Source organism: Halorubrum alkaliphilum (assembly GCF_017873815.1).
In the GTDB taxonomy this organism is placed as follows: Archaea; Halobacteriota; Halobacteria; order Halobacteriales; family Haloferacaceae; genus Halorubrum; species Halorubrum alkaliphilum.
Window position 1 is genome coordinate 31,159 of record NZ_JAGGKQ010000014.1, and the last position, 20,180, is coordinate 51,338.

Below are 20,180 nucleotides of genomic sequence, written 5' to 3' on the forward strand. Positions count from 1 at the left end.
CTCGTCTCCGGAATCGCTACGTCACCACGAGAGCGAGACCGGATCCAGTGAGGAGCGCGGCGACTGCGGCTACAACGTTGAGAGCGGCGAACGCGGTTGCCGTTCCCGGATCGCCCGCCTCCGCGGTCGTGACGGTCTCGACGGCGAACGACGAGAACGTCGTGAACGCGCCACAGAACCCGACCCCGACGGCGAGTGTGGCGGAGGGCCCGGTCGGAACCCCGATGACGACCCCGAGCGCGAAGCTCCCGAGCGTGTTGACGACGACCAGCGACCACCGGCTCTCGATCGCGAGCCCGACCGCGTGCCGGGCCAGTGCTCCCGCTGCCCCGCCGATCCCGACGGCCATCGCGGCGAGCAACGGCTCCGTCACAGCCGCCTCCCAAGCGCGAGTCCGGCGATCGCAGCGAGAAATCCGGCGGCGTAGCTGACGACCACGTAGCCTGTCCCGGCGACCGTTCCGAGCGCGACGGCGTCGGCCGCGAACGTGCTGTACGTCGTAAACGACGAGACGAACCCGGTACCGACGAACAGCTGCGTCCGGACCTCGGTCGCTCGCGTTACCAAGAGGCCGAGCGCGAACGACCCGACCACGTTCACGAGAAGCGTTCCGAGTCCGGTCACGTCGCCCGCGGCGATGTCGACGGCGTATCGCGTTAAGGCACCGGCGAACCCCCCGGCTGCGACGAGTGCGGCACCCGCGAGCGTCCGTTCCATGTTCCCACCGTCGCCAGCGCCGATCTTGTAGCTTCTGATCGCTCGGCCAGCGGTGGCGTTCCGGTCAGTCGATGGTGACCTCGCTGGCGCTGGGACTGCCCCCCTCGTGAGGCGTCCGTCTTCGTCGTACCCGGACGGTATGTGCGGTCTCGGTCGCGTCGTCAACGACGAGCGCCTCACCGGTTCCGGTCGGCAGTCTAGAGGCGAGGTCGCCGGCGAGATACGTCGCCTCCGCCTCCGCGAGACGCTCGACGTCGGGTTCGGCCGTGAGGCGGTGTGTGACGAGGAGATCCGACTGTGAGACGGCGACGCTCGGGAGCGCTCCGGGTCGCTGCGTGGCACAGACGAACGACACGCCGGGCGAGCGCCCGCGGGTCAGCAGCGTGCGAAGCGCCGGATCGGCCACGCCGCCGAAGAAGGCGTGTGCCTCGTCGACGAGCAGCCACGGAAGCCGGTCGACGTCGCCGTCGACCCGCGCGTCGTAGAGTCCCCTGGCGACCGCACGGACGACCCCTGCCGACGCGGTTTCGGGCACTCCGGCGAGGTCGAGAACGGTCGGCGTCCCGTCGGCCGCGAACGATGACACCGACGGTGCGTCGGCGTCGAAGATCCCCCACGACTCCGCTAATCGGAGGTGGTTCCGGACGGTGCGCCGAGTTGAGTCGGGGGCGTCGGCCTCGGAGAGGAACCGACGGAACGAGTCGATCGACGCCGGAACCGACGGTTTACCGCCGGCGGCGGTATCGCCGTCAACCTTGCCTCCGCGACCCTTACCGTCGTCGACCGCGTCGGCGACGGTTCGCCACAGCAGACTCCCGGCACCGCTCGTCGGATCGAGACCGACGAGATCCGGCCAGACGGCCGCGGGGATCGACCCGGGTCTGACCGTCGGCTCGACGATTCGACCACCAGCCGCGGTTAACCCGCCGAACACCCCCATCGGGTCGACGACGACCGGGGAAACGCCCCGACTGTCGGCGAGCCCCTCCGCGAGGACGCCGAGCGTGTACGACTTTCCGGTGCCACGCTTCCCGAAGACGACGGCGGCATGCGGCGAGTCGACGTCGAGATCGACCGCCGCCCCGTCGCTCCCGTCCCGTGCGAGGAAGGATCCGAGTCGGACCGTCAGCGATTCGTCCGCATCACTGTTGTTCTCGCGTCCGAGCACGCTCATGCGGTGGATCGCCTCGACATCATATATAAATCGTCGCTCGATCGGTCGGTTGGCGGACGGAAATCGATCGGTTTTCGCTCCCTCGCTTCGCTCTCTCCTCCGACTCTTTATAACCCATACCGCGGCCAACCGGTCGTATGTTCGACGCCATATCGGACGTTCGTGGCACCGACGGATCGTTTCTCGCCGACCGCCGCGCGATCGAGGGGTTACCGGTCAGGCTGGTGATCGCTCTCGTCGTCGGTGTGGCGAGTCTCAGCGTGATGATGGGAATGATCGGTAGCATCGACGGGCTTGCAGCGACGGAACTCGATGCGCAACCGGAACCGGAGGTGACGTCGACGGGCTCTCAGTCGATCGACGTGGCAGTCGTGGATCCTGATGGGGGACACGTCTCCGACGCGACGGTGATCGTTCGTAGCGGGTCGGCACGGATCGATGGTCCCGCAACGGCCACGACGGACGGTGACGGGATCGCAACGGTGAGCGTCGATCCCGAACTCGGCCCGAACCAGCCAGACGGAACGCTCTCGATAGACATCAAACCGCCGGCGGGGAGCGACTACGTCGACGAACGAGAGAACACCGCGGTGCTCGTCGTCGACGACTAGATCCGGTCGTCCCAGTCGATCCACTCCTGTTCCCAGCCGGTGCGCGCGAAGTGACCCTGCCGTTCGATCTCGGCGTCCTCGCGGCGGGTTCGGTTGCGCTCGACGCCAGCCTGCTCGCCGTCGACAAGCATCGGATCGAGTCGAACCGGTCCGGCGGTTTCGACGGTCCGAAATCCATCCGGTGCCGCGTCGTTGTGGTCTCGGCCGGCAGCAGCCCGGGCATCACGCGTATCACCGGCGACCGACTCCCGCTCTACGGCGACGATCGTCTGTTCCGTGGATCCGCGGGGATACACGATCCGCCCGCCGTCGGCGAGTTGCTCCCGGAGCGCTCGCGGTGGCGTAACCACGGCGGTCTCGACGAGGATCCGGTCGTACGGGGCGTACTCCGGGAGTCCGCCGGCCCCGTCCCGTCGGTCGACGAGAGCCGCTCCGTATCCAGCGTCGTCGAGGTTCGACCGAGCGACGGTGACGGCGTTTCGGTCGATGTCGACGGCGTGTACGTGGCGCGGACCGACGATCTCCGAGAGAGTCGCCACGGTGTACCCGATGCCGGCTCCGACGAGCAGGACTTCGTCCCCGTCGTCGGCGTCCAGCGTCATCAACATCCGGGCAACGGTGGCCGGAGCGAGCGCGCGCGTCCCGGCCTCCTCGCTTGCGCGGTTCGCGTACGGGGTGTCATCGACGAACGTCTCTCTGGGGACCGCTTGGAGCGCGGAGAGCACGGACGCACCGAGCGGCTCGCCGATCTGGTGTTCGAGCCCCTCGATCATGTCCGTCCGGAGCGCCGATTCGTCCATACCCGACCTCGGTCGTCGGTGGTCTAAAACCGCACGCTCCGCTTAACCCGCGCTGCCGCCGCGGCCGGATCCTGAGACGTCGCTACCGAGAAAACCCGACGTGAAAGTGGTCGAGAACTACCGTTCGAGATCGACCGTCAGATCCGTCGCTATCCACGCGTCAGTGTTGCCCTGTTCGGTGAACACGGTCCGCTCGGGGGAGGTATGGCTGGCCGCTACGGCCGGCCGCCGGTCCGCGTTCGCGTCGGAATCCCGCTCGACACGTTCTCCGGTACTCATTGACACCTGCTCGGGGTGCGGCGCTGTTATAGGTTTCGGTCCACCTAAATCCGTTTCGAGGAATCCGCATTTCGACTTCGGTCGCGGCGAGCTACGTCGGGTATCGAGGCACATTACTATCCGAGCGACGTCGGACTCGACGATGACGGACTCGCTTTTCACGCCGATAACGCTGCGTGACACGACGATTCGGAACCGCGTCATGCTGTCGCCGATGTGTCAGTACTCCGCCGACGACGGGATGGCGAACGACTGGCACCGGATCCACCTCGGGACGCGCGCCGTCGGCGGCGCGGGGGTCGTGATGGCGGAGGCGACCGCCGTTGAGCCGCGCGGCCGTATCACGCCCGGCTGTCTCGGGATCTGGTCCGACGAACACGCCGAGGCGCTCGAACCGATCACGGCGTTCGTCCGATCACAGGGCGCGACGCCGGCGATCCAGCTGGCTCACGCCGGTCGCAAGGCCTCGCATGCTCCGCCCTCGGACGGCGGCCACGCCCTTCCTTCGTCCCACGACGAAGGCTGGGAGACGGTTTCGGCGACCGACACGCCGTATCCCGGCGACGAGACGGCCGCGACCCGCCGCATGGACGCCGAGGACATCGAGGACGTGACCGATTCCTTCCGGGCGGCGGCCGAGCGCGCGCTCGACGCGGGCTTCGAGATCGCCGAAGTCCACGCGGCACACGGCTACCTGTTCCACCAGTTCCTCTCCCCGGTCACGAACGACCGGGACGACGCGTACGGCGGCGACTTCGAGAGCCGGACTCGACTGCTCCGGGAAGCCGTCGAGACGGTCCGGTCGGTCTGGCCGGACGACAAGCCCGTGTTCGTCCGTATCTCCGCTACCGACTGGATCGAAGGACGGAACTCGTGGGACGTCGATGACTCCGTCCGTCTCGCTCCCCTGCTTGAGGAAGCCGGTGCGGACCTGATCGACGTCTCCGGGGGCGGGATTCATCCGGATCAGGAGCTTCCGAGCACCGGATCGGGGTATCAGGTCCCGTACGCCGAGGCGATCCGCGAGGAAACGGGGGTTCCGGTCGCCGCGGTCGGCGGGATCACGGAGCCGACTCACGCGGACGCGCTCGTCCGAAACGACCGGGCCGACCTCGTCGCGCTCGGCCGGGAGTTGTTGCGGAACCCCTACTGGCCGCTGGAGGCCGCTCACGAGCTCAATGCGGAGATCGAGTGGCCGGTCCAGTACCGTCGCGGTCGGTTCTCGTAGTCGACGCCGGACAGCTCCGTAGTTCCGCAGCGACCGGCTTCCTTCCTCGATACGCGGAACGGACGGGAACCGGTCGCACGGACCGGGAACGCTTATTTTCTCCCGTCGAGGGATCCACGCATCGAGTATCGACCGTTCCCCGAGGAGCGCGCCGACGAGTTTCGTGCGTTCATGCGCTACGCCTTCGCTCCCGAGCAGGGTCCCTACGACCCCGAGGCGGACGATGACGACCGCGAACACCTCGCCGACTACCGCGGACTGTTCGACGATGACGAGCCGGTCGCGGTGTGTGGCCACCACGACTTCACGCTCCGGATCCGTGGATCCGACCGCGACGTCGCCGGCCTCTCGGCAGTGGCGTCACCTCCTGAACACCGGCGGCAGGGCAACATCGAGCGGATCCTCCGCGAGTCGCTCGCGGAGTACCACGACGACGATGTCCACGTCTCGGTCTTGTGGCCCTTCGAGTACGGCTTCTACAGGCGGAGCAGGCCGAGTGCCTCGGGGCTTGACCCCGAGGGTGAAGGCCGTAAGCCCGATTAAACGTGTTCCGTGCGCTCGATATACTGCTCAATCGTGTCGGTCGAAACATCGCCTGCCGTCCCAACGTAGTACGACTCCTCCCAGAACCCACCACCCCACAGGAACTCCTCCAAGAACGGTTCGTGCTGTTCCCACATCTCCCGCGCCGTGATGCTCTTGACCGTTCGTACAATCTCGCTCGGCGCGTGTTTCGGATGCGCTGACAGGAACAGGTGTACGTGGTCAGGCGAGATGTGGAGTCGTTCGAGAGACGGAGTCTCTCGTGATCACGAAAATCTTCGATTTTCGGACGACGACAGTACCTCGTAGTCGTACTCGTCGCACACGCCGCGGAAACTCGCTTCCAACGAGTCCTCTATTAGTTCGAGAATCGTGTGGCGGTACTTTGGACACCACACGAAGTGGTAGTTGACGTTGTATACCGTGTGGTTCGACCGCTTCTCACCCATACCTACCAATACAACGACCAATCAAAAGTATTCCTTGAAATGACTCATAGACTACCACCAGTAAACTTTTAAGCGTGGAAGAACAAGGGGTAGACGTGACGAAGCAACTCAAGGTATCCGACGCCGTGTACGACGAGCTTGATGAACTCAAGGACAAGGAGGGACACACGAGTTTCGACAGCGTACTCCGCACGCTCCTCCTCCACTACCGTCACGTCCAACCCAACGACCAAGAATGACCGACGCACAGGCTCTCGTCAAGACGCTGGACTTCCAACTCAACATCCACAGTGACAACGAGAGCCTGCTGTACGACGCCACCCTCGAATCACGGTCGGCGTACAACGAAACCATCCGCCTCGCCAAGCAAGGCGTGGACTGGGACGACATCCCCGACCGAGTAGCCGACGACGCCGACCTCGTGAAGAACACGACACAGCGCGTTGTCGCCAAGGCTCTCGGCGCGATGGAGAACTATTACGAGTACGACGACTTCGGACTCCCGAGTCACACCAAGGACGGCACGTACCCGCTTCGAGCGAACTACGAGGAGGGGTACAACCTGTCGCTCACCGACGACGGCAACGTGGCGTTTCGCATCAGCGCGAAGCCGTACAAACACGTTAAGGGTGTTCTCGAAGGCGACGACGCTCACCTCGTTATTCTCAAGACCGCGCTCACCAGCGACGAGTGGAAGATTGGGACGGCAGAAGCCCTTTTCCACAACGAGAACGTCGAGTTGCACGTCAACGTCACCAACACCGAGCAATCCGTTCGAGACAAGCAGGACTCACGGACGGTCATCGGCGTGGACGTGAACGAGGACAACGTGGCTCTCACCGCACTCTCCGAGGGTGGCGTTGAGGACACGTTGGTTATCGACTTCCCTGAAATCAAGTTCGAGCGTCACCGCTACTTCACGATGCGAAAGCGGGTGCAGAACGCAGGGAAAGAGAGCATCCACGACACGCTCGAAGGACGTGAGGAACGGTTTGTCCGTGACCGACTCCACAAGGTAAGTCGTCACATCGTGGAGTGGAGCCGTCAGTTCGAGAGGCCGTGCATCGTCTTTGAAGACCTCAAAGAGATGCGCGACAGTATCGACTACGGCACGCGGATGAACCGACGCTTGCACCACCTCCCGTTCCGCGCCCTCCAATACTACACGTCGTACAAGGCGTCGTTTGAGGGGATTCCGACCGCGTGGATTAACCCCGAGTACACTAGTCAGCGGTGTCCGATGTGTGGACATACGGAGCGAGCAAACCGAAACAAGAAGCGGTTCAAGTGTCGGTCGTGCGGGCATCAAGACCACAGCGACCGAGGTGTAAGCGTCAACATCGCCGTGAAAGGCATCAAGAAGCATCAGAATTGGAATGTGTCTGCTCTCAACAGCCTTCCCATTGTTCGGAAGGTGCGACGGCAGGCATCGGGGGCCGTGGACGCCCCGACCGTGACCCACGACGCCGTTCGAGGTTATCAGGCCGATGGTATCGTGGGAGTGTCCGACTAACCCACGGGAAGCCTCGGGGCTTGACCCCGAGGCGGTTCACCGGAAGTACGGCTGGGCGACGGTGAGTCGGTACCGATACCTTCGGATCCCGCCCGAGCAGCTCGGGTTCGTCGACGCGGTGAGGCGATCGACCAGTGACGGGAGTGAGAGCGGCCGGTTTCGCCGGCTCGACGACGACGACTACGCGGCCGCGGAGTCCGTGCTGTCGTCGATGGCCGACCGCTACGACTTGACGATGGCCCGGACCGAGGCGTGGTGGCGCGAGCGTACCCTGCGCGGCTGGAAGACCGACCCGTTCGTGTACGGCTGGGAACGCGACGGCGAGCTACGGGCGTTCTGGTCGTACGTCTTCGAGGAGGATCCGGGCGACCCGAACGTCGACGGGACCGTTATGACCGTCAGGGACGTCGCGACCGTCGACGAGACGGCGTGGCTCCACGTGCTCCGGTTCTGTCGGGACCACGACTCGCAGGTCGAGGAGATCCGGATCCGCGCGCCCCCGGACGTGAACCTCCAGGACCGGGTCGCGGACCCCCGGGCGGTCACGGTCGAGTCGCGAACCGGACCGATGCTCCGGCTCGTCGACGTCGCCGGCGCGTTCGAGATGCTCGAACCGGATCCGGCGCTCAACTTCCGGGTCACCCTCGCGGTCGCGGACCCGCTCGCCGCGTGGAACGACCGGACGTTTCGGGTCGACGTGGCGGACGGAACCGTGTCCGTCAACGCGGTGGAGCCGAACGACTCTGGAACGTCCGACGTGACCGCGGGGATCGGAACTCTCTCACAGCTGTACGCCGGGTATCACTCGGTTCGGGACGCGGTCACGTACGGCGACCTCGCGGTGAGCGACGGAGGAACGGGTGATGACGATGCGGTCGACGGCGTCGTCGCCGATCTGAACGACCTGTTCTCGCCTCGGAGGACGTTCCTCCGGGAGGGGTTCTAACGGGATTTTTACCTTCGGGCCCCGTACGACGGCGTATGAGTTCCCGCGACCGACCGCACGACGACGACCTCGAGGAGCGCCTCGACGAACTCGAGGACGTCCTCTCCGAGCTCCGTGCCGACCTCCGGGCGAGCGAACGTGATCGGTGGCTTCCGGGGTCGCCGGAGCCACGCCGGAGAGGGGATCCGGACCGAAACGACGGATCGCGGCGGGAGCCGGAGCGGCGACGCGACCGTTCTTCGGATCTCCCCCGGCCTCCGCGGCTCTCCGAGCTCGTCCGGTTCACCGAGCAGTACACCATTCCGACGGTGATCGCGCTGTTGGAGACGACGATCAAGTCGCTGAAGCTGGTACAGGGGACGCTCCGGCTGCTCGATCCCGAGGGTACCGTCCGAAGCGACACGGAGGCCACGGCGGGGCGGCTCGCGGACGTCCGCGACGGGGCGGCCGATGGACTCGCGCGCTCGCTCTCCGAGCTCCGAACCGCGCTCGCGGAGGCGGACCTCCCGGAGGAGGCCGCCTCACGCTCGATCATCGAGGACGCCCGCGAACTCACCGCGGACATCGAGGCCCGGATCGAGGAGAGCCGCCGGCGGGCTGACGACGCCCGGAATCCGGACCGGCGAGACCGTGGCGGCCGCGACGAACGCGACCGCGACGACCCTGGCCGGAACGATGTCGCAGGCCGGACAGACGTCGATCGAACCGACCGGCGTGGTGACGGTGCGGTCCACATCGACGTGACCGACCCCGACGGAGGCCGCGAGGACGGATCCGCCCAACGAGCCGACGCGAGCGGTGGGGAGGCGGAGACGACCGAGCCGGCGGACGACCGCCCGGAGGTCGACGTCGAGTCCGAGCTCGACTCGATCAAACGACAGCTCGACGCCGTCGAAAGCGGGGATCCGGCAGCCGAGAACCCGGCGGACGGTTCCGACGACGAGGAGGCTCGGTCCGCCGTCGACGGGGACGACGATCCGTCCGCGACCGACGATGACCCCGAGAAGTAGGAGCGAACGCGGGCAGCTGCGGTCGCCGTCCCGTCACCACTCCGCGTCGAGATGGTCGGCCACCCGCGACGCGGAGTCGAGAAGGAGCGCGTCGTCGTCGGTGAACACCTCTACTGCGACGGTGCCGTCGAACCCGTCGAGCTCGGCGACGAACGCCTCGTAGTTGATCTCGCCCGCCCCGACCGGAAGGTGGGTGTCGCCGCGGCGGCGGACGTCGTGACAGTGGAGGTGTGAGACGCGGTCCGCATGGCCCCGGAGGAACCGGCGTATCGCCTTATTTCCGCCCTCCATGTAGGCGTGCCCGACGTCGAAACAGATCGGGGTGTCGGTCTCGCGGGCGATGTCGCCGAGCACCGACAGCTGAAGGCCCTTGTGCTGGTGACCGACGTTCTCGACGACCACCTCGACGCCCGCCTCTCGTCCGGCTTCCGCGACCCGAGCGAGCTGATCGGCGGCGACGTCCCGAAAGTCTACGTCGTCGCGGTCGGCGGAGGTCGCGTGTAACACGGCCTTTTCAGCGCCGAGCTCTCCGACCGTCGAGAGCAGCCGTCGCTGGTAGGCGACGATCGCGTCGTTGATCTCGTCGGCGTAGCTCGTCAGCGGCTGGCTGTACGGCAGGTGGACGAGCAGGTCGCGACCATCGAGCGCCCGGTCGAGCCGGTCCGGGTCGATCGATTCAGGCGGGAGACTCGACGCGCCGATCCCGAGTTCGAGGAAGTCGAACGCCGACGGCGACGCCGCGGCCCGATCGACGTCGACGCCGACGGTCAGTCCGATGTCCATACCGACCGACTGACCCGGCGTCGACTTAAAAACGCAGGCTCCGGGAGCGGTGGGGCTGGTGACCGATAGCAGGAGTGGGTCTCGTGAATCGATGTCGGCGAGATCATATTTAAACGGTGGGGGGTGAGCGGGAGACGATCGCTTATAAATAGATGGCGCGGTGGCGCGCCCCGGTGAGCGGCTCGGAGAGCCGCGAACCGCGAGGGACCGAAGGTCCCTCTGGCAGCCGGCGCGTAGCGCCGGCGACGACGGCGCGAGGTCGCCGGCGGCTCCGCCGCCGGCTGCCAGAGAATCTCCGATTCTCGCTGGAGTCAGAGGCGGTCGCCGAGCGGTTCCGGCGACCGCCTCTGACGAGGTTGGGGAGGCGTGAGGATGCGGTTGCTGTGCGGGGTGGGACTCAAAGAGACAGCCGGCGGCGGCGCCGCCGGCGACACCGCAACGAGGGAGCCTGCGACCGAGTGAGGAGCACAGCGAGCCTACGCCGCCCGCACGGCTGGGGCTTTGGAGGTGTTCGCCGTCGATCCACAGTCAACCACCTATAAACGAGTGGTTGGAACGTGTGAGTGGTTTCTCGCGGAGTCGTCTACTTATAAACCGCCGCTAGCAACACTACTCTCTCGCTTATAAACACCACCGTCTCAGTATACTCGATCTACTCCCGCTATCGCTCAATACGCGGGCTTCAGCGATCGGTCGCGTTACTCGTCGTCGACGAGCGAGCCGAACACGCGCTCGGCGTCCGCGGGGACGTCGAAGTCGTGGAAGTGCTCGCCCTTCTCCTTCGAGAGTATGTTGAGCGCGGCCGCGGACCCGTCGCCGGCCGCGATGACCGCCTGCCACTCCTCGGCACGGACCATTGCGCCGGTCGCGTAGGCGTTCTCGACGGAGGTCTCCATGTCGACGCCGACGTCGACGGTGTCGTCGTCGCCGAACGCACAGCCGAGCGACTCGGCCAGATCACGGTTCGCGCCGGTCGCGAGCACGACGTACGTCGCCTCGTGTGTCTCGTCGTCCGCGGAGACGACGAAGCCGTCGTCGGTCGACTCGACGCCGGTTACCTTCGCGTCGTATCGCTCGACGCCGAAGTCGTCGACCTGCTCGCGAAGCGTCTCGATGAACCCGGAGCCGTCGACGGAGCCGATACCGGGGTAGTTGAAGAGATGCGCCTTGTGCATCCACGTTCCGTCCGTGTCGAAGACGGTCGTTTCGAGGCCGTTCTTCGCGGTGAACAGGGCTGCGCTCAGGCCGGCGGGGCCGCCGCCGACGACGATGACGTTCGTCATGGTCATACGTCTACCTCGATAGAGATAAACGCGTGGTAACGGAGATGTGACCGGGATCGTCCGATATAACCGGGATCGCCCGACGTGACCGGGATCGTCCGATGTGACCGGGATCGTCCGATATAACCGGGATCGCCCGACGTGACCGGGATGGATTCGGATGGACGGTCGAAGTCGACCGTAGCCGCGCTCAGTCGTCCGCGAGCGGGTTTTCGAGGTCGATCTCGCCGGCGTCGATCTCGGCTTCGATCTCCCGAACCGCAGTGACCATGTTTTCGGTCTTCCCGTAGGCGATCTCGCGTGGCAGCAGTTTCAGCCCGCAGTCGGGCGAGATCGTGAGCTTCTCCGGGGGAACGACGCGGAGCCCCTGCCGGATGTTCGCCTTGATCTCCTCGACCGGTTCGACCTCGGCGGTGTGCGCGTCGACGACGCCGAGCGCGAGGTCCGGCTCGAACTCGGGCTCGGTGAACGTCGGGATCTGCTCGTAGTCGCCGTTACAGAGTTCGACGTCGAACTCGTCTATCGGGTAGTCGTTGATCTCGGGGTAGATCCGCGAGTAGTCGCCGTAACAGACGTGGAGTCCGATCCGAATCTCCTCGTCGATTCCCGAGACGATCCGTTCTAATGCCTCGCCGACGATGGCGTGGTCCTCAGGCGTCGTCGCCAGCGCGGGCTCGTCGATCTGGATGTAGCGCGCGCCGGCCTCGACGAGCTTCTCGACCTCCTCGTTGACCAGATCCGCGAGGTCGTACACCAGGTCCTCGGTGGAGGGGTATGCCTCGTTGAACGCCCAGAAGCCGAGCGTGTACGGCCCCGTGATCGGGACCTTGACGGGTCGTTCGGAGACGTTCGAGGTGAACTCGAACTCGTCGACGAGCCACGGCTCGTCGTAGGTGACGTCCTCGACGACGGACGGCTTGTCGAAGTAGTTGTGCCCCCATACTTTGACGGGGCCGTTGAACTCGTAGCCGTCGATGCGCTCGGCGAAGAACTCGACCATCTCGTTACGGCGCATCTCGCCGTCGACGACCGTGTCGAGACCCGCACGCTCGTGTTCGTGCGTGATCAGTCGACAGGCGTCGTCGTGGGCCTCTTCGAGGTCTCCGTCGTCGAACTTCGACTCGGGGTCGTCGACGAGCTCGTCGGCCCGGTTGAGCCATTTCGGCTTCGGGTACGAGCCGACGACGGTCGTCAGCAGGAACGACTCGTTCGGGTGGTCGTGCGGGCGGAACTGTTCGCGGTTTGCAGACGGGTTTCTGACCATTACTCGAGCACCTCCGCGGCGGCGGCGAGGGCGTTCAGCTTCGCGCGGTACTTGTTCGCCGGTAGGTAGAACAGCTCCGTGTTCGGCGTCAGGTACGTCGTCTCGAACCCTTCGGCGGGCACCTGTGACTCGAACCACTCGACGCGCTCGGCGAGCGTCTCCGGCTCCTCGACGAGCGTGTTCTGTCCGTCGACGAGCCCGAGCGCGAGCGAGTCGGTCGCGCCGAACTCTTGGACGTTATAGACGGTGTCGTCGCGGTCGCCGGCGACCAGATCGAGTCCGAGCGCGTCCGCGCCGGCCTCGTCGACGAGGTGCGCGTACAGTTTCTCGTCGAGCGCGCCGTACGCGGTCTGGACGACGACCTCGGCGTCGGTCGCGTCGGCCACCGTCGCGATCGCGTCAGTCGCGGCCGACTCCTCGCCCTCCGCGGGCGGGTTCGTCACCAGCGATGGCTCGACGAGGAACAGCGTCTCGTGGGCGGGGAACGCCTCGACCTCGCCTGCGAGGAACTCGGCGATCGCTGCCTGAAACGCCGCCTCGTCGCCGTAGTGTTCGTCGGTCGCGAGCTGCGCGAGCGAGTACGGGCCCGGAAGCGTCGCCGCGAGCGGGGCGTCGCCGTCGATCAGCTCGACCGCGGACTCCAGCTCGGCCGCGACGTCGCCCGAGAAGTCGAGGTCGTCGACGACCCGTGGGTCGCGATAGAAGTTGTTGTTGTCGTAGTACCGAACGATCCCGCCGGTCTCGACGCTCTCGTGTACCGTTAGCGGATGCGCGATCATGTCGTCCCAGCGACCCTGTCCCTCGACGACGCGGTCGAGGCCGGCGTCCAACTGGTCGTCGACGTACTCCGCGCGCACCTCGTCGTATTGCTCGACTATCGCCTCGCTCTCGTCGCCGCTCAACAGGTCACCCTTCTGGTGGCCCTTGAGGTCCGAGAGCGTCTCTTTCGCCCAGTCCGGAAGCGGATACAGCCCCGGCGTGGCTGCGACTCGTTCAGTCATCACCGAACGTTCGATATGCCAATTTATAATATTTGCTAATGTATTTTATGCCTTCTAGTTATTGGCGAATCCGAGGGTGAACGGTTAACACGCTCGAGTCCGAACCGATTAATATGTCCGTCGTCTCGCTTTTCCCCTCCGCCACAGAGGTCGCCGCGGCGTTGGGTGCCACACCGGTCGCGGTGTCACATCAGTGTGACCGTCCACCGTCGGTAACCGATCGACCGACCCTCACCGGACTCGTGTCCGAACTGGACGCCGACCCCGAATCGGTCGAGCGCGTCGTCGCCTACGACGACGTCTACTACGTCGACGGGGACGCACTCGCCGCGCCCGACCCCGACGTCGTGCTCACGCAGGGCGTCTGTGCCGTCTGCGCGCTCGACGAGCGCCTCGCACGGCGGGCGGTGGAGCGGCTCGAACTCGACGCCACGGTGCTCGACGTTCACGCCGATGACCTCGACGACGTGCTCGCGAACGTCGAGCGGATCGGCGAGGCGGTCGACCGCTGCGACGCCGCGACGGAACTCCGGTCGGAACTCGACGCCCGGATCGAGGCGGTCGCCGGCGCGGTCCCGGTCGACGCGGTTCCGGCCGCCGGCGCGGTCTCGCCGGATCGTTCGGACCCCGAGGGGGCGGCCCGTCCGCGGGTCGCCGTCTTCGACTGGACCGATCCGCTCCGGCACGGCGGACTCTGGATACCGGATCTGGTCGAGATCGCGGGGGGCGAGTCGGGGCTCGCGGCCGCCGGGGAGCGTGCGGGGAAAGTCAGTGCGGCCGCAGTCCGCGAGTTCGACCCCGAAGTGATCGTCGTCGGTCCCTGTGGCTACGACGTTGCCGGCGCGGAGCGAGCCGCCGCGAACCTCCTCGATCGGAAGTCGTTCGAGGCGGTGTCGGCCGTCCGCAACGGCCGGGTCTACGCGATGGACGGCACCGCCTACCTGAACCGCCACAGCCACCGCGTCGTCGACACGCTCGAAGCGCTGGCGGCCGTGATCCACCCCGATCGATCCGGAGAGTCCGATGGGCGGGTCCGGCGGGTGCCGGTGGAGTCCGCCGAGCGTGGCGGGACGAGCGATCGCCCGACTGAGGAGGGACGATCTGGATCCGTCACCGAGTAGACGCCGTCGGGATCGCAGTCCGACGCTTCGATCACCCTTCCCGTTCGAGTCGGAGGACGGTGAGCGTCTCGAACGGGAACGACTCCTCGACGACCACCTCGTGGGAGAACCCCGCATCCGCGATGAGCGCCAGCACCTCCTCGTACCCCGTCAGCGAGGAGACGAGGAGCAGAACGGTGCCGCCGGGTGCGAGCACTCGGCCGACGTCGACGAGGAAGGGCGCGATGAGTTCGCGACCGGACTCGCCGCCCGAGAGCGCGTGCTCCATCCAGTCGTCCCACTCGTTGTCCGGATCGGTCGGCAGGTACGGCGGGTTGAAACACACCGTGTCGAACGCGCCGCCGCGGAAGGGATCGAGCAGATCGGCGACGACTCCCTCGATTCCCCGCTCGCGGGCCTCCGCGGCCGCGTGTGGGTTCCGGTCGCTGCCGATGACGCGGAGTCCGCGCTCCTCGGCGATCCGCTCCGCGACCCATCCGGATCCGGTGCCGACCTCCAGAACCCGGCCGTGAGCCGTCTCGACCGCCGCCTCCGCGAGGAGTCCGGAGTCCTCGGCCGGGCGGTACACGTCCGGTCCGCCGCGGTCGAGCCCGGTCATCGTTCCGCCCCGTCGCCACTACCCGCGTCTTCCGTGTCGCTTCCGGCGGCGTCGGCACCGACCGTCGCCGCGGATCCCTCGACTCCGTCGAGCCGAGCCGACACCGATCGCTGCGGGAACGGGATATCGATCCCCTCACGCTCGAACGTCTCTTTGACCTCCTCTATCACCGCGTTCTGCGCCCGCCACTTCCCTTGGATGGTCGCCGGTTCGATCCAGTAGCGAAGCCGGATCACGACCGCGGAGTCGCCGAACGCGTGGCGAACCACGTCGGGGTCCGGCGTGTCCGCGACCGCGTCGATCCCCTCCATCGTCCGCGTCGCGACGGCTGCCGCCCGCGCCACGTCGCAGTCGTAGTCGACGCCGACGTCCGTCGTGAGTCGGAGCCGATCGGTGTTTGTGTAGTTCACGACCTCGTCGCCGGTCACTTGGTCGTTCGGAACGAGGACGTGCTCCTCGTCGAACGTCCGGAGCTGGGTGTTGTACAGCGTGATGTCCGTCACGATCCCCTCACGGCTCCCGACCTGTACCCAGTCGCCCACCTTGAACGGGCGCGCGAACAGGATCACGAATCCCGAGAGCGCGCCGGAGAGCGTCTGTCGGGCCGCGAACCCGACCACGATCCCGAGCGCCCCCGCCCCGAGAAACAGGCTTCGCACCGGGATCCCCCACAACGCGACCACGAACCCGGCGACCGGAACGAACACGATGACCTGTACGAGGTGATGGGCGACCTCCCGCTGGTGTTCCGAGACGCTCCCCCGAGCGACCGCGCGTTTCACCGACCGCTTCGTCAGTCGGGTGACCGAGTAGGCGGCCACGACCGCGATGAGCGTCACGAGCGCGCGGATCGCCGCCTCCGGACCAACGGCGACGGACTCGAGCGCCGCCTCGACCTCCCCCGTCAGCCGCCACACGGCGACGAGGAACGCGCTGAACACCACGGAGACGACGGTCACCAGCGACCACTGTGCCGCCCGGACCGTGTCGGAGCCGAACCGCTCCCGGAGGGGCCGACCCGCACCGAACACGACGAACACGATCGCCGCGAACGCCCCGATCGTCGCCAGCGTCGCGAGATACTGTCCCCCCGTGGTGTCTATCCATCGCTGGATCCGAAGGGCCCATTGCCAGTACCACGACAGCTGCGTCTCCGTCGTCCCGACGACCGCCGACGGAAACGATCCCGGGAGCAGCCCCGAGTGGACGGCCCCGAGCGCGGACGCCGAGGTCACTTCGACCCCTCCGCGTCCGAGGTCCCCGACGCGTTCGAGGCACCCGTCCCGCCCGAACCTCCCGCGTTCGACGTACCGGAATCGGGGTCGCGGCCGACACGCGAGTCGAGTTGAACGCCGAACTCCTCCTTCCGGGCGGACAGCGTCTGTTGCGGGAAGGGGATGGTTATCCCAGCGGCCTCCAGATCGGCTTTGATCGCGTTCATCGCGGCGGTCCGCGTGCGCCATTGCTTCCGCATGCTCGGTTTCGTGATCCAGTAGCGAACCCCGAGGACGACCGCGGAGTCCGCGAACCGCTTCGTTACCACGTCGGGTTCCGGCATTCGAGCGATCCCGTCGACATCGGAGACCGTCGACTCGATCACGGCGGCCGCCCGCTCGACGTCGGTATCGTAGTCGACGCCGACCTCGATCCCGATCCGGAGCCGGTTCCGACGGGACCGGTCGACGACCGTCTCGGACCGCACCCGGTCGTTGGGCACCGTCACGACCTCGCCGTCGAACGACCGGAGCCGCGTGTTGATGATCGATATCTCCGTGACTGTCCCCTCGTGGTCGCCGATCTCTACCCAGTCGCCGACCTCGAAGGGTCGCGAGAACATCAACACGAACCCGGCGAGCACGGCACCGAGCGTCTGTCTCGCCGCCATCCCGACGACGATCCCGAGGAACCCGGCACCGACGAGGAGGCTGCCGACGTTGTCGGTGAACAGGCCGATCGTCACCAGCGCGACCAGCGTGTAGACGCTGAGTTGGACGATCCGAAGCAGCATCTCCTCCTGATGTTCGGAGATCGCCGTGCTCTCGACGGCGAGTTCGCGGATCACGCCGCCGAGGAAGTCGGTCACCGCGTAGGCGCTCGCCAGCAACACCACCGCGAGGACGATGTTCGAGAGGTGATCGGCGATCAGTGCGGCCTCGTACGCGTCCACGATCGCGCCGCTCCGTTCCCAGACGACCAGCAGCCCCAACACGCCGGCCGCGGTGGTTCCCGCCACGGTCGTCGAGAGCAGCAGGCGTTGTTTCGACGTCAACTCGCCGTTCCGACGTTTGACTCGACCGGTCAGATACCGGACGCCGAGCACGACGCCGACGATGGCGGCCGAGACGGCGAGCCGCCAGACGTTCGCTGTCACCAGCCGCTCGACGTCCGGGAGGGAACCGATCGCCGTCACGACGCCGACCCCGTTCATCTCAGACCTCCGTCGGGTTCCCGTGTTCCCGAGCGAGTTCGGCGAGCGCGGCGAACGCGGACGGTTCCAGCGTCCCGGGCCGACGGCTCATCAGGTCCGCGTCGGCCGCCTCGACGACGGCGTCGGGGTCGTCCAGCCCGGAGATGTGACCGGTGTTGCGGACCGCGTTTCGGGCCGTCTTGCGTCGCTGGGTGAACAGCGCCTTGACGAACCGGAGGAAAAAGGCCTCGTCGCCGACGGCGTAGTCGGGGTCCCGCGGCGTACACCGGACGACCGCGCTCTCGACGGCCGGCTGCGGATCGAACGCCTCCTTCGGGATCCGCTCGACGATCTCGACCGCGGCGTAGTGCTGTGCGGAGACGGAGAGACGACCGTACTCGGACTCTCCGGCGGAGGCGACCATTCGGTCGGCGAACTCGGCCTGAAAGGTGAGGACGAGGGGCTTCCGTTCGGGCAGCAGCCGAAAGGCTATCTCCGAGGAGACGCCGTAGGGGAGGTTGGCGATACAGGCAGTGAACGGAGGATACGCCACGTCGAGCGCGTCGCCCTCGATCACGTCGAAAACGCCGGAGTCGACGGCGTCGGCGAACTCCTCGCGGAGGAAGGCGGCGAACTCGGGGTCGCGCTCGACAGTGGTGAGGCGGCCGGAATCCTGCCCTTCGGCGTCGACGAGCGCGAGGAGCCGGTCGGTGAGCGCCCCCGCCCCGCCTCCGATCTCCAGGACGTGGCTCGCGTCGGCGTCGTCGGGGAGGTACGTCGGCAACCGGTCGAGAACCCGGTCGTCGACGAGGAAGTGTTGATCGTGGTCCGGGTCCGCACGGGTACCGGCTCGCCGCGCGAGCGCGTCGGGATCGCGCGTCCCGTACGCCGCTCCCGGATCCATCGATCGATCGGTCATGGACGCGGTAGACGGTCGCCGGGGGTAAAAGTCCCGTTTCGCCGTCAGCGAGATCGGCCGGCTACTCCTCGCGGTTCACGAACCGCCGGTATTTGAGGTCGTCCGCCCGGATCTCCTCGACGATCCGTTCGACGACGACCTCGCGGGGTCTATGGAGTCCGGACACCCGATCCGAGATCTCCTCGAACGTCTCGAACGGACCGCGTTTCCGCTCGTCGAGGACGTTGTTTCGCAGCTTCTTGCCCACGCCGGGCAGGAGGTTGAGCTGGTGGAGCCGGAGGGTGATGGGGCCGGCCTCGTTGTAGAAGTCGACGAACCGTTGCTCGTCGGCGTCGACGATCGCCTCAACCGCGTACTCGATCTCGGCGGCCGCGTTGCGGGTGAGGTCGTCGAACTCGACCGCTCGGTACCGAGACACCGCGGTCCCGTCGAGCCGGACCCGATCGGTGACGGAGACGTCGGCGTCGTCGTCGAGCGTGACCTCGTACAGCCGGAACGACGGCGCGCCGAGACCGTAGGCGATCGGCGACTTCTGGTAGGCCGGACGGTCGTCGTCCGGGCGACCGTTGGGAAGCACGTCGAGGAGGACCGCGACCGTACCGGCCGACCCGTCGGTCGGCCCACTGGACCCGGCCTCGTCACCCGAACCCGCAGGCACGTTCTCCGGCCCGTTCTCGGCGCTCGCACCGGCACCCTCGGACGCGGCAGGGTCGTCTTGGGTCATGCTACACGGTAGCGCTCGAACGGACAAAAAACCTCCGTCGGTGACGGGAAGCGTCGACGGGAGAGACGAGGCGCGAGACGGCGAACCGGTGTTAAGCGTACTTCGCGACGACGTTCAACACGTCGTCGAGCTCGTCGCCGTCGAGCGAGTAGCGCTCCTGGGCGAACACCGATCGGAGCTCCGTTCGATCCTCGGGGAGCAGGTCCGCGATCTTGATCGCGGTCGGAACGTCGATCGGATCGAGGTCGGCGAGTTCCTCGACGAGCTCTCTGGACTCCTCGGCGTCGAGAAACGCGAACCGATTCGCGTGCTCGATCGCTCGCGCCAGCTCGTACCGCAGTTCGCGCTCCTCGTCGTCGGCACGGTCGGCCTCGATATCGGCGAGGATCTCCTTCGCCTCGGAGGTCGTGACGTACTCCTCGCTGATCTTCTCCTTGAATATCGTCATCTCAGTTCTGACGGCTCATGTGGGCGGCACTGACGATCAGCGTCTTCGTCTTGCCGCCGTCCGTGATCTCGACCGTGAACGCCGCGCCCTGCTTGCCGGTCACGGTGCCGGTCCGGCCGTCGAAACGGGGGTGGAAGCGACCCTTCTGAACGCTCGGGTCGATCTTGAGGTGAACCTGCGATCCCTCATCGAACTCTTGGATCGCTCGCTGCGGCGGCGACGTACCGCGGTTTCTCGGTTTGTTCGACAGCTTGTCTCGGGTCGCCTTCTGGGGTCCATTGGAACTCGGCATGGTCGTTGGGATACGGTTCCGCTGCCGCGGTTATAAATGGTGCGTTACGTCCCGCCGAGCACGGCTTCGG

General features: G+C 66.6%; 23 protein-coding genes and 2 pseudogenes. 8 read left to right on the plus strand and 17 right to left on the minus strand.

Annotation, left to right across the window (positions count from 1 at the left end):
* Positions 1 to 16: 16 nt before the first annotated feature.
* The 3 genes from J2751_RS09810 to J2751_RS09820 form a co-directional block, all read right to left on the minus strand.
* On the minus strand, positions 17 to 373 hold the full coding sequence (locus J2751_RS09810; protein ID WP_321168693.1) for a fluoride efflux transporter FluC: 357 nt from the start codon (positions 371 to 373) through the stop codon (positions 17 to 19).
* Positions 370 to 717 (minus strand): fluoride efflux transporter FluC, encoded by a 348-nt coding sequence (locus J2751_RS09815; protein ID WP_209485616.1) that lies wholly within the window; start codon positions 715 to 717, stop codon positions 370 to 372. The genes J2751_RS09810 and J2751_RS09815 overlap by 4 nt, the downstream gene beginning before the upstream one ends.
* 64 nt (positions 718 to 781) lie before the next feature.
* On the minus strand, positions 782 to 1,891 hold the full coding sequence (locus J2751_RS09820; protein ID WP_209485618.1) for an ATP-binding protein: 1,110 nt from the start codon (positions 1,889 to 1,891) through the stop codon (positions 782 to 784).
* Between the two features lie 137 nt (positions 1,892 to 2,028).
* Here J2751_RS09820 and J2751_RS09825 point away from each other — a divergent pair, with 137 nt between their 5' ends.
* Positions 2,029 to 2,502: a DUF7382 domain-containing protein gene (locus tag J2751_RS09825; RefSeq protein ID WP_209485620.1), complete on the plus strand. Its 474-nt coding sequence runs from the start codon at positions 2,029 to 2,031 to the stop codon at positions 2,500 to 2,502.
* Here the strand turns inward: J2751_RS09825 and J2751_RS09830 are convergent.
* Both J2751_RS09830 and J2751_RS09835 read right to left on the minus strand, forming a co-directional pair.
* Entirely contained in the window at positions 2,499 to 3,302 is an 804-nt protein-coding gene (locus tag J2751_RS09830; RefSeq protein WP_209485622.1) for a protein-L-isoaspartate O-methyltransferase family protein, read from the minus strand. The genes J2751_RS09825 and J2751_RS09830 overlap by 4 nt on opposite strands.
* A gap of 117 nt (positions 3,303 to 3,419) precedes the next feature.
* The gene (locus tag J2751_RS09835; RefSeq protein ID WP_209485624.1) at positions 3,420 to 3,581 is read right to left on the minus strand and encodes a hypothetical protein; all 162 of its coding nucleotides are present in this window, start codon (positions 3,579 to 3,581) and stop codon (positions 3,420 to 3,422) included.
* 142 nt (positions 3,582 to 3,723) lie between these two features.
* Between J2751_RS09835 and J2751_RS09840 the strand changes: the two genes are divergently transcribed.
* Together J2751_RS09840 and J2751_RS09845 are read left to right on the plus strand one after the other, a co-directional pair.
* Positions 3,724 to 4,809 carry an NADH:flavin oxidoreductase/NADH oxidase gene (locus J2751_RS09840; protein WP_209485627.1) on the plus strand — a complete coding sequence of 362 codons (1,086 nt, stop codon included), beginning with the start codon at positions 3,724 to 3,726 and terminating at the stop codon, positions 4,807 to 4,809.
* A 120-nt stretch (positions 4,810 to 4,929) separates the two neighbouring features.
* A pseudogene (locus J2751_RS09845) lies at positions 4,930 to 5,295 on the plus strand (GNAT family N-acetyltransferase); the annotation flags it as partial.
* Positions 5,296 to 5,348: 53 nt separating this feature from the next.
* Here the strand turns inward: J2751_RS09845 and tnpA are convergent.
* Positions 5,349 to 5,801: pseudogene (gene tnpA / locus J2751_RS09850) on the minus strand (IS200/IS605 family transposase).
* A 95-nt stretch (positions 5,802 to 5,896) separates the two neighbouring features.
* On the opposite strand from tnpA, the gene J2751_RS09855 reads away from it, so the two are divergent.
* The 4 genes from J2751_RS09855 to J2751_RS09870 are packed head-to-tail and all read left to right on the plus strand — an operon-like array spanning position 5,897 to position 9,270.
* A complete protein-coding gene (locus J2751_RS09855) occupies positions 5,897 to 6,040 on the plus strand; it encodes a hypothetical protein (protein ID WP_209485629.1) in 144 nt (47 codons plus the stop codon).
* Complete coding sequence (locus tag J2751_RS09860; RefSeq protein WP_209485631.1) at positions 6,037 to 7,314, plus strand: RNA-guided endonuclease InsQ/TnpB family protein; 1,278 nt, start codon at positions 6,037 to 6,039, stop codon at positions 7,312 to 7,314. The genes J2751_RS09855 and J2751_RS09860 overlap by 4 nt, the downstream gene beginning before the upstream one ends.
* Positions 7,289 to 8,260, plus strand: coding sequence for a GNAT family N-acetyltransferase (locus J2751_RS09865; RefSeq protein WP_209485633.1), 972 nt, complete (start codon positions 7,289 to 7,291; stop codon positions 8,258 to 8,260). Before J2751_RS09860 ends, J2751_RS09865 begins: the two co-directional genes overlap by 26 nt.
* 35 nt (positions 8,261 to 8,295) lie before the next feature.
* A complete protein-coding gene (locus tag J2751_RS09870; RefSeq protein WP_209485635.1) occupies positions 8,296 to 9,270 on the plus strand; it encodes a DUF7547 family protein in 975 nt (324 codons plus the stop codon).
* Positions 9,271 to 9,303: 33 nt separating this feature from the next.
* Here J2751_RS09870 and J2751_RS09875 read toward each other — a convergent pair whose 3' ends face one another.
* The 4 genes from J2751_RS09875 to J2751_RS09890 form a co-directional block, all read right to left on the minus strand.
* Complete coding sequence (locus J2751_RS09875; protein WP_209485637.1) at positions 9,304 to 10,053, minus strand: sugar phosphate isomerase/epimerase family protein; 750 nt, start codon at positions 10,051 to 10,053, stop codon at positions 9,304 to 9,306.
* A gap of 698 nt (positions 10,054 to 10,751) precedes the next feature.
* A complete protein-coding gene (locus tag J2751_RS09880; RefSeq protein ID WP_209485639.1) occupies positions 10,752 to 11,336 on the minus strand; it encodes an NAD(P)/FAD-dependent oxidoreductase in 585 nt (194 codons plus the stop codon).
* A gap of 190 nt (positions 11,337 to 11,526) precedes the next feature.
* Entirely contained in the window at positions 11,527 to 12,600 is a 1,074-nt protein-coding gene (locus tag J2751_RS09885) for a methionine synthase (RefSeq protein WP_209485641.1), read from the minus strand.
* Positions 12,600 to 13,601, minus strand: a complete 1,002-nt coding sequence (locus tag J2751_RS09890) for a 5-methyltetrahydropteroyltriglutamate--homocysteine methyltransferase (protein WP_209485643.1) — start codon at positions 13,599 to 13,601, stop codon at positions 12,600 to 12,602. The genes J2751_RS09885 and J2751_RS09890 overlap by 1 nt, the downstream gene beginning before the upstream one ends.
* 113 nt (positions 13,602 to 13,714) lie before the next feature.
* Here J2751_RS09890 and J2751_RS09895 point away from each other — a divergent pair, with 113 nt between their 5' ends.
* The gene (locus J2751_RS09895) at positions 13,715 to 14,722 is read left to right on the plus strand and encodes an ABC transporter substrate-binding protein (protein ID WP_209485645.1); all 1,008 of its coding nucleotides are present in this window, start codon (positions 13,715 to 13,717) and stop codon (positions 14,720 to 14,722) included.
* A gap of 31 nt (positions 14,723 to 14,753) precedes the next feature.
* Here J2751_RS09895 and J2751_RS09900 read toward each other — a convergent pair whose 3' ends face one another.
* From J2751_RS09900 to J2751_RS09930, 7 genes are all read right to left on the minus strand, one after another.
* Positions 14,754 to 15,320 (minus strand): HemK2/MTQ2 family protein methyltransferase, encoded by a 567-nt coding sequence (locus J2751_RS09900; protein WP_209485647.1) that lies wholly within the window; start codon positions 15,318 to 15,320, stop codon positions 14,754 to 14,756.
* The gene (locus tag J2751_RS09905) at positions 15,317 to 16,555 is read right to left on the minus strand and encodes a mechanosensitive ion channel family protein (protein WP_321168696.1); all 1,239 of its coding nucleotides are present in this window, start codon (positions 16,553 to 16,555) and stop codon (positions 15,317 to 15,319) included. The genes J2751_RS09900 and J2751_RS09905 overlap by 4 nt, the downstream gene beginning before the upstream one ends.
* Positions 16,552 to 17,748 carry a mechanosensitive ion channel family protein gene (locus J2751_RS09910; RefSeq protein WP_209485649.1) on the minus strand — a complete coding sequence of 399 codons (1,197 nt, stop codon included), beginning with the start codon at positions 17,746 to 17,748 and terminating at the stop codon, positions 16,552 to 16,554. Before J2751_RS09910 ends, J2751_RS09905 begins: the two co-directional genes overlap by 4 nt.
* Before the next feature lies 1 nt (position 17,749).
* Positions 17,750 to 18,646, minus strand: a complete 897-nt coding sequence (locus J2751_RS09915; protein ID WP_209485650.1) for a 16S ribosomal RNA methyltransferase A — start codon at positions 18,644 to 18,646, stop codon at positions 17,750 to 17,752.
* A gap of 61 nt (positions 18,647 to 18,707) precedes the next feature.
* Positions 18,708 to 19,370, minus strand: a complete 663-nt coding sequence (locus tag J2751_RS09920; RefSeq protein WP_209485653.1) for a DUF655 domain-containing protein — start codon at positions 19,368 to 19,370, stop codon at positions 18,708 to 18,710.
* A gap of 91 nt (positions 19,371 to 19,461) precedes the next feature.
* Complete coding sequence (locus tag J2751_RS09925) at positions 19,462 to 19,818, minus strand: RNA polymerase Rpb4 family protein (RefSeq protein ID WP_209485655.1); 357 nt, start codon at positions 19,816 to 19,818, stop codon at positions 19,462 to 19,464.
* A gap of 1 nt (position 19,819) precedes the next feature.
* On the minus strand, positions 19,820 to 20,110 hold the full coding sequence (locus J2751_RS09930; protein ID WP_209485658.1) for a 50S ribosomal protein L21e: 291 nt from the start codon (positions 20,108 to 20,110) through the stop codon (positions 19,820 to 19,822).
* Positions 20,111 to 20,180 lie beyond the last annotated feature (70 nt).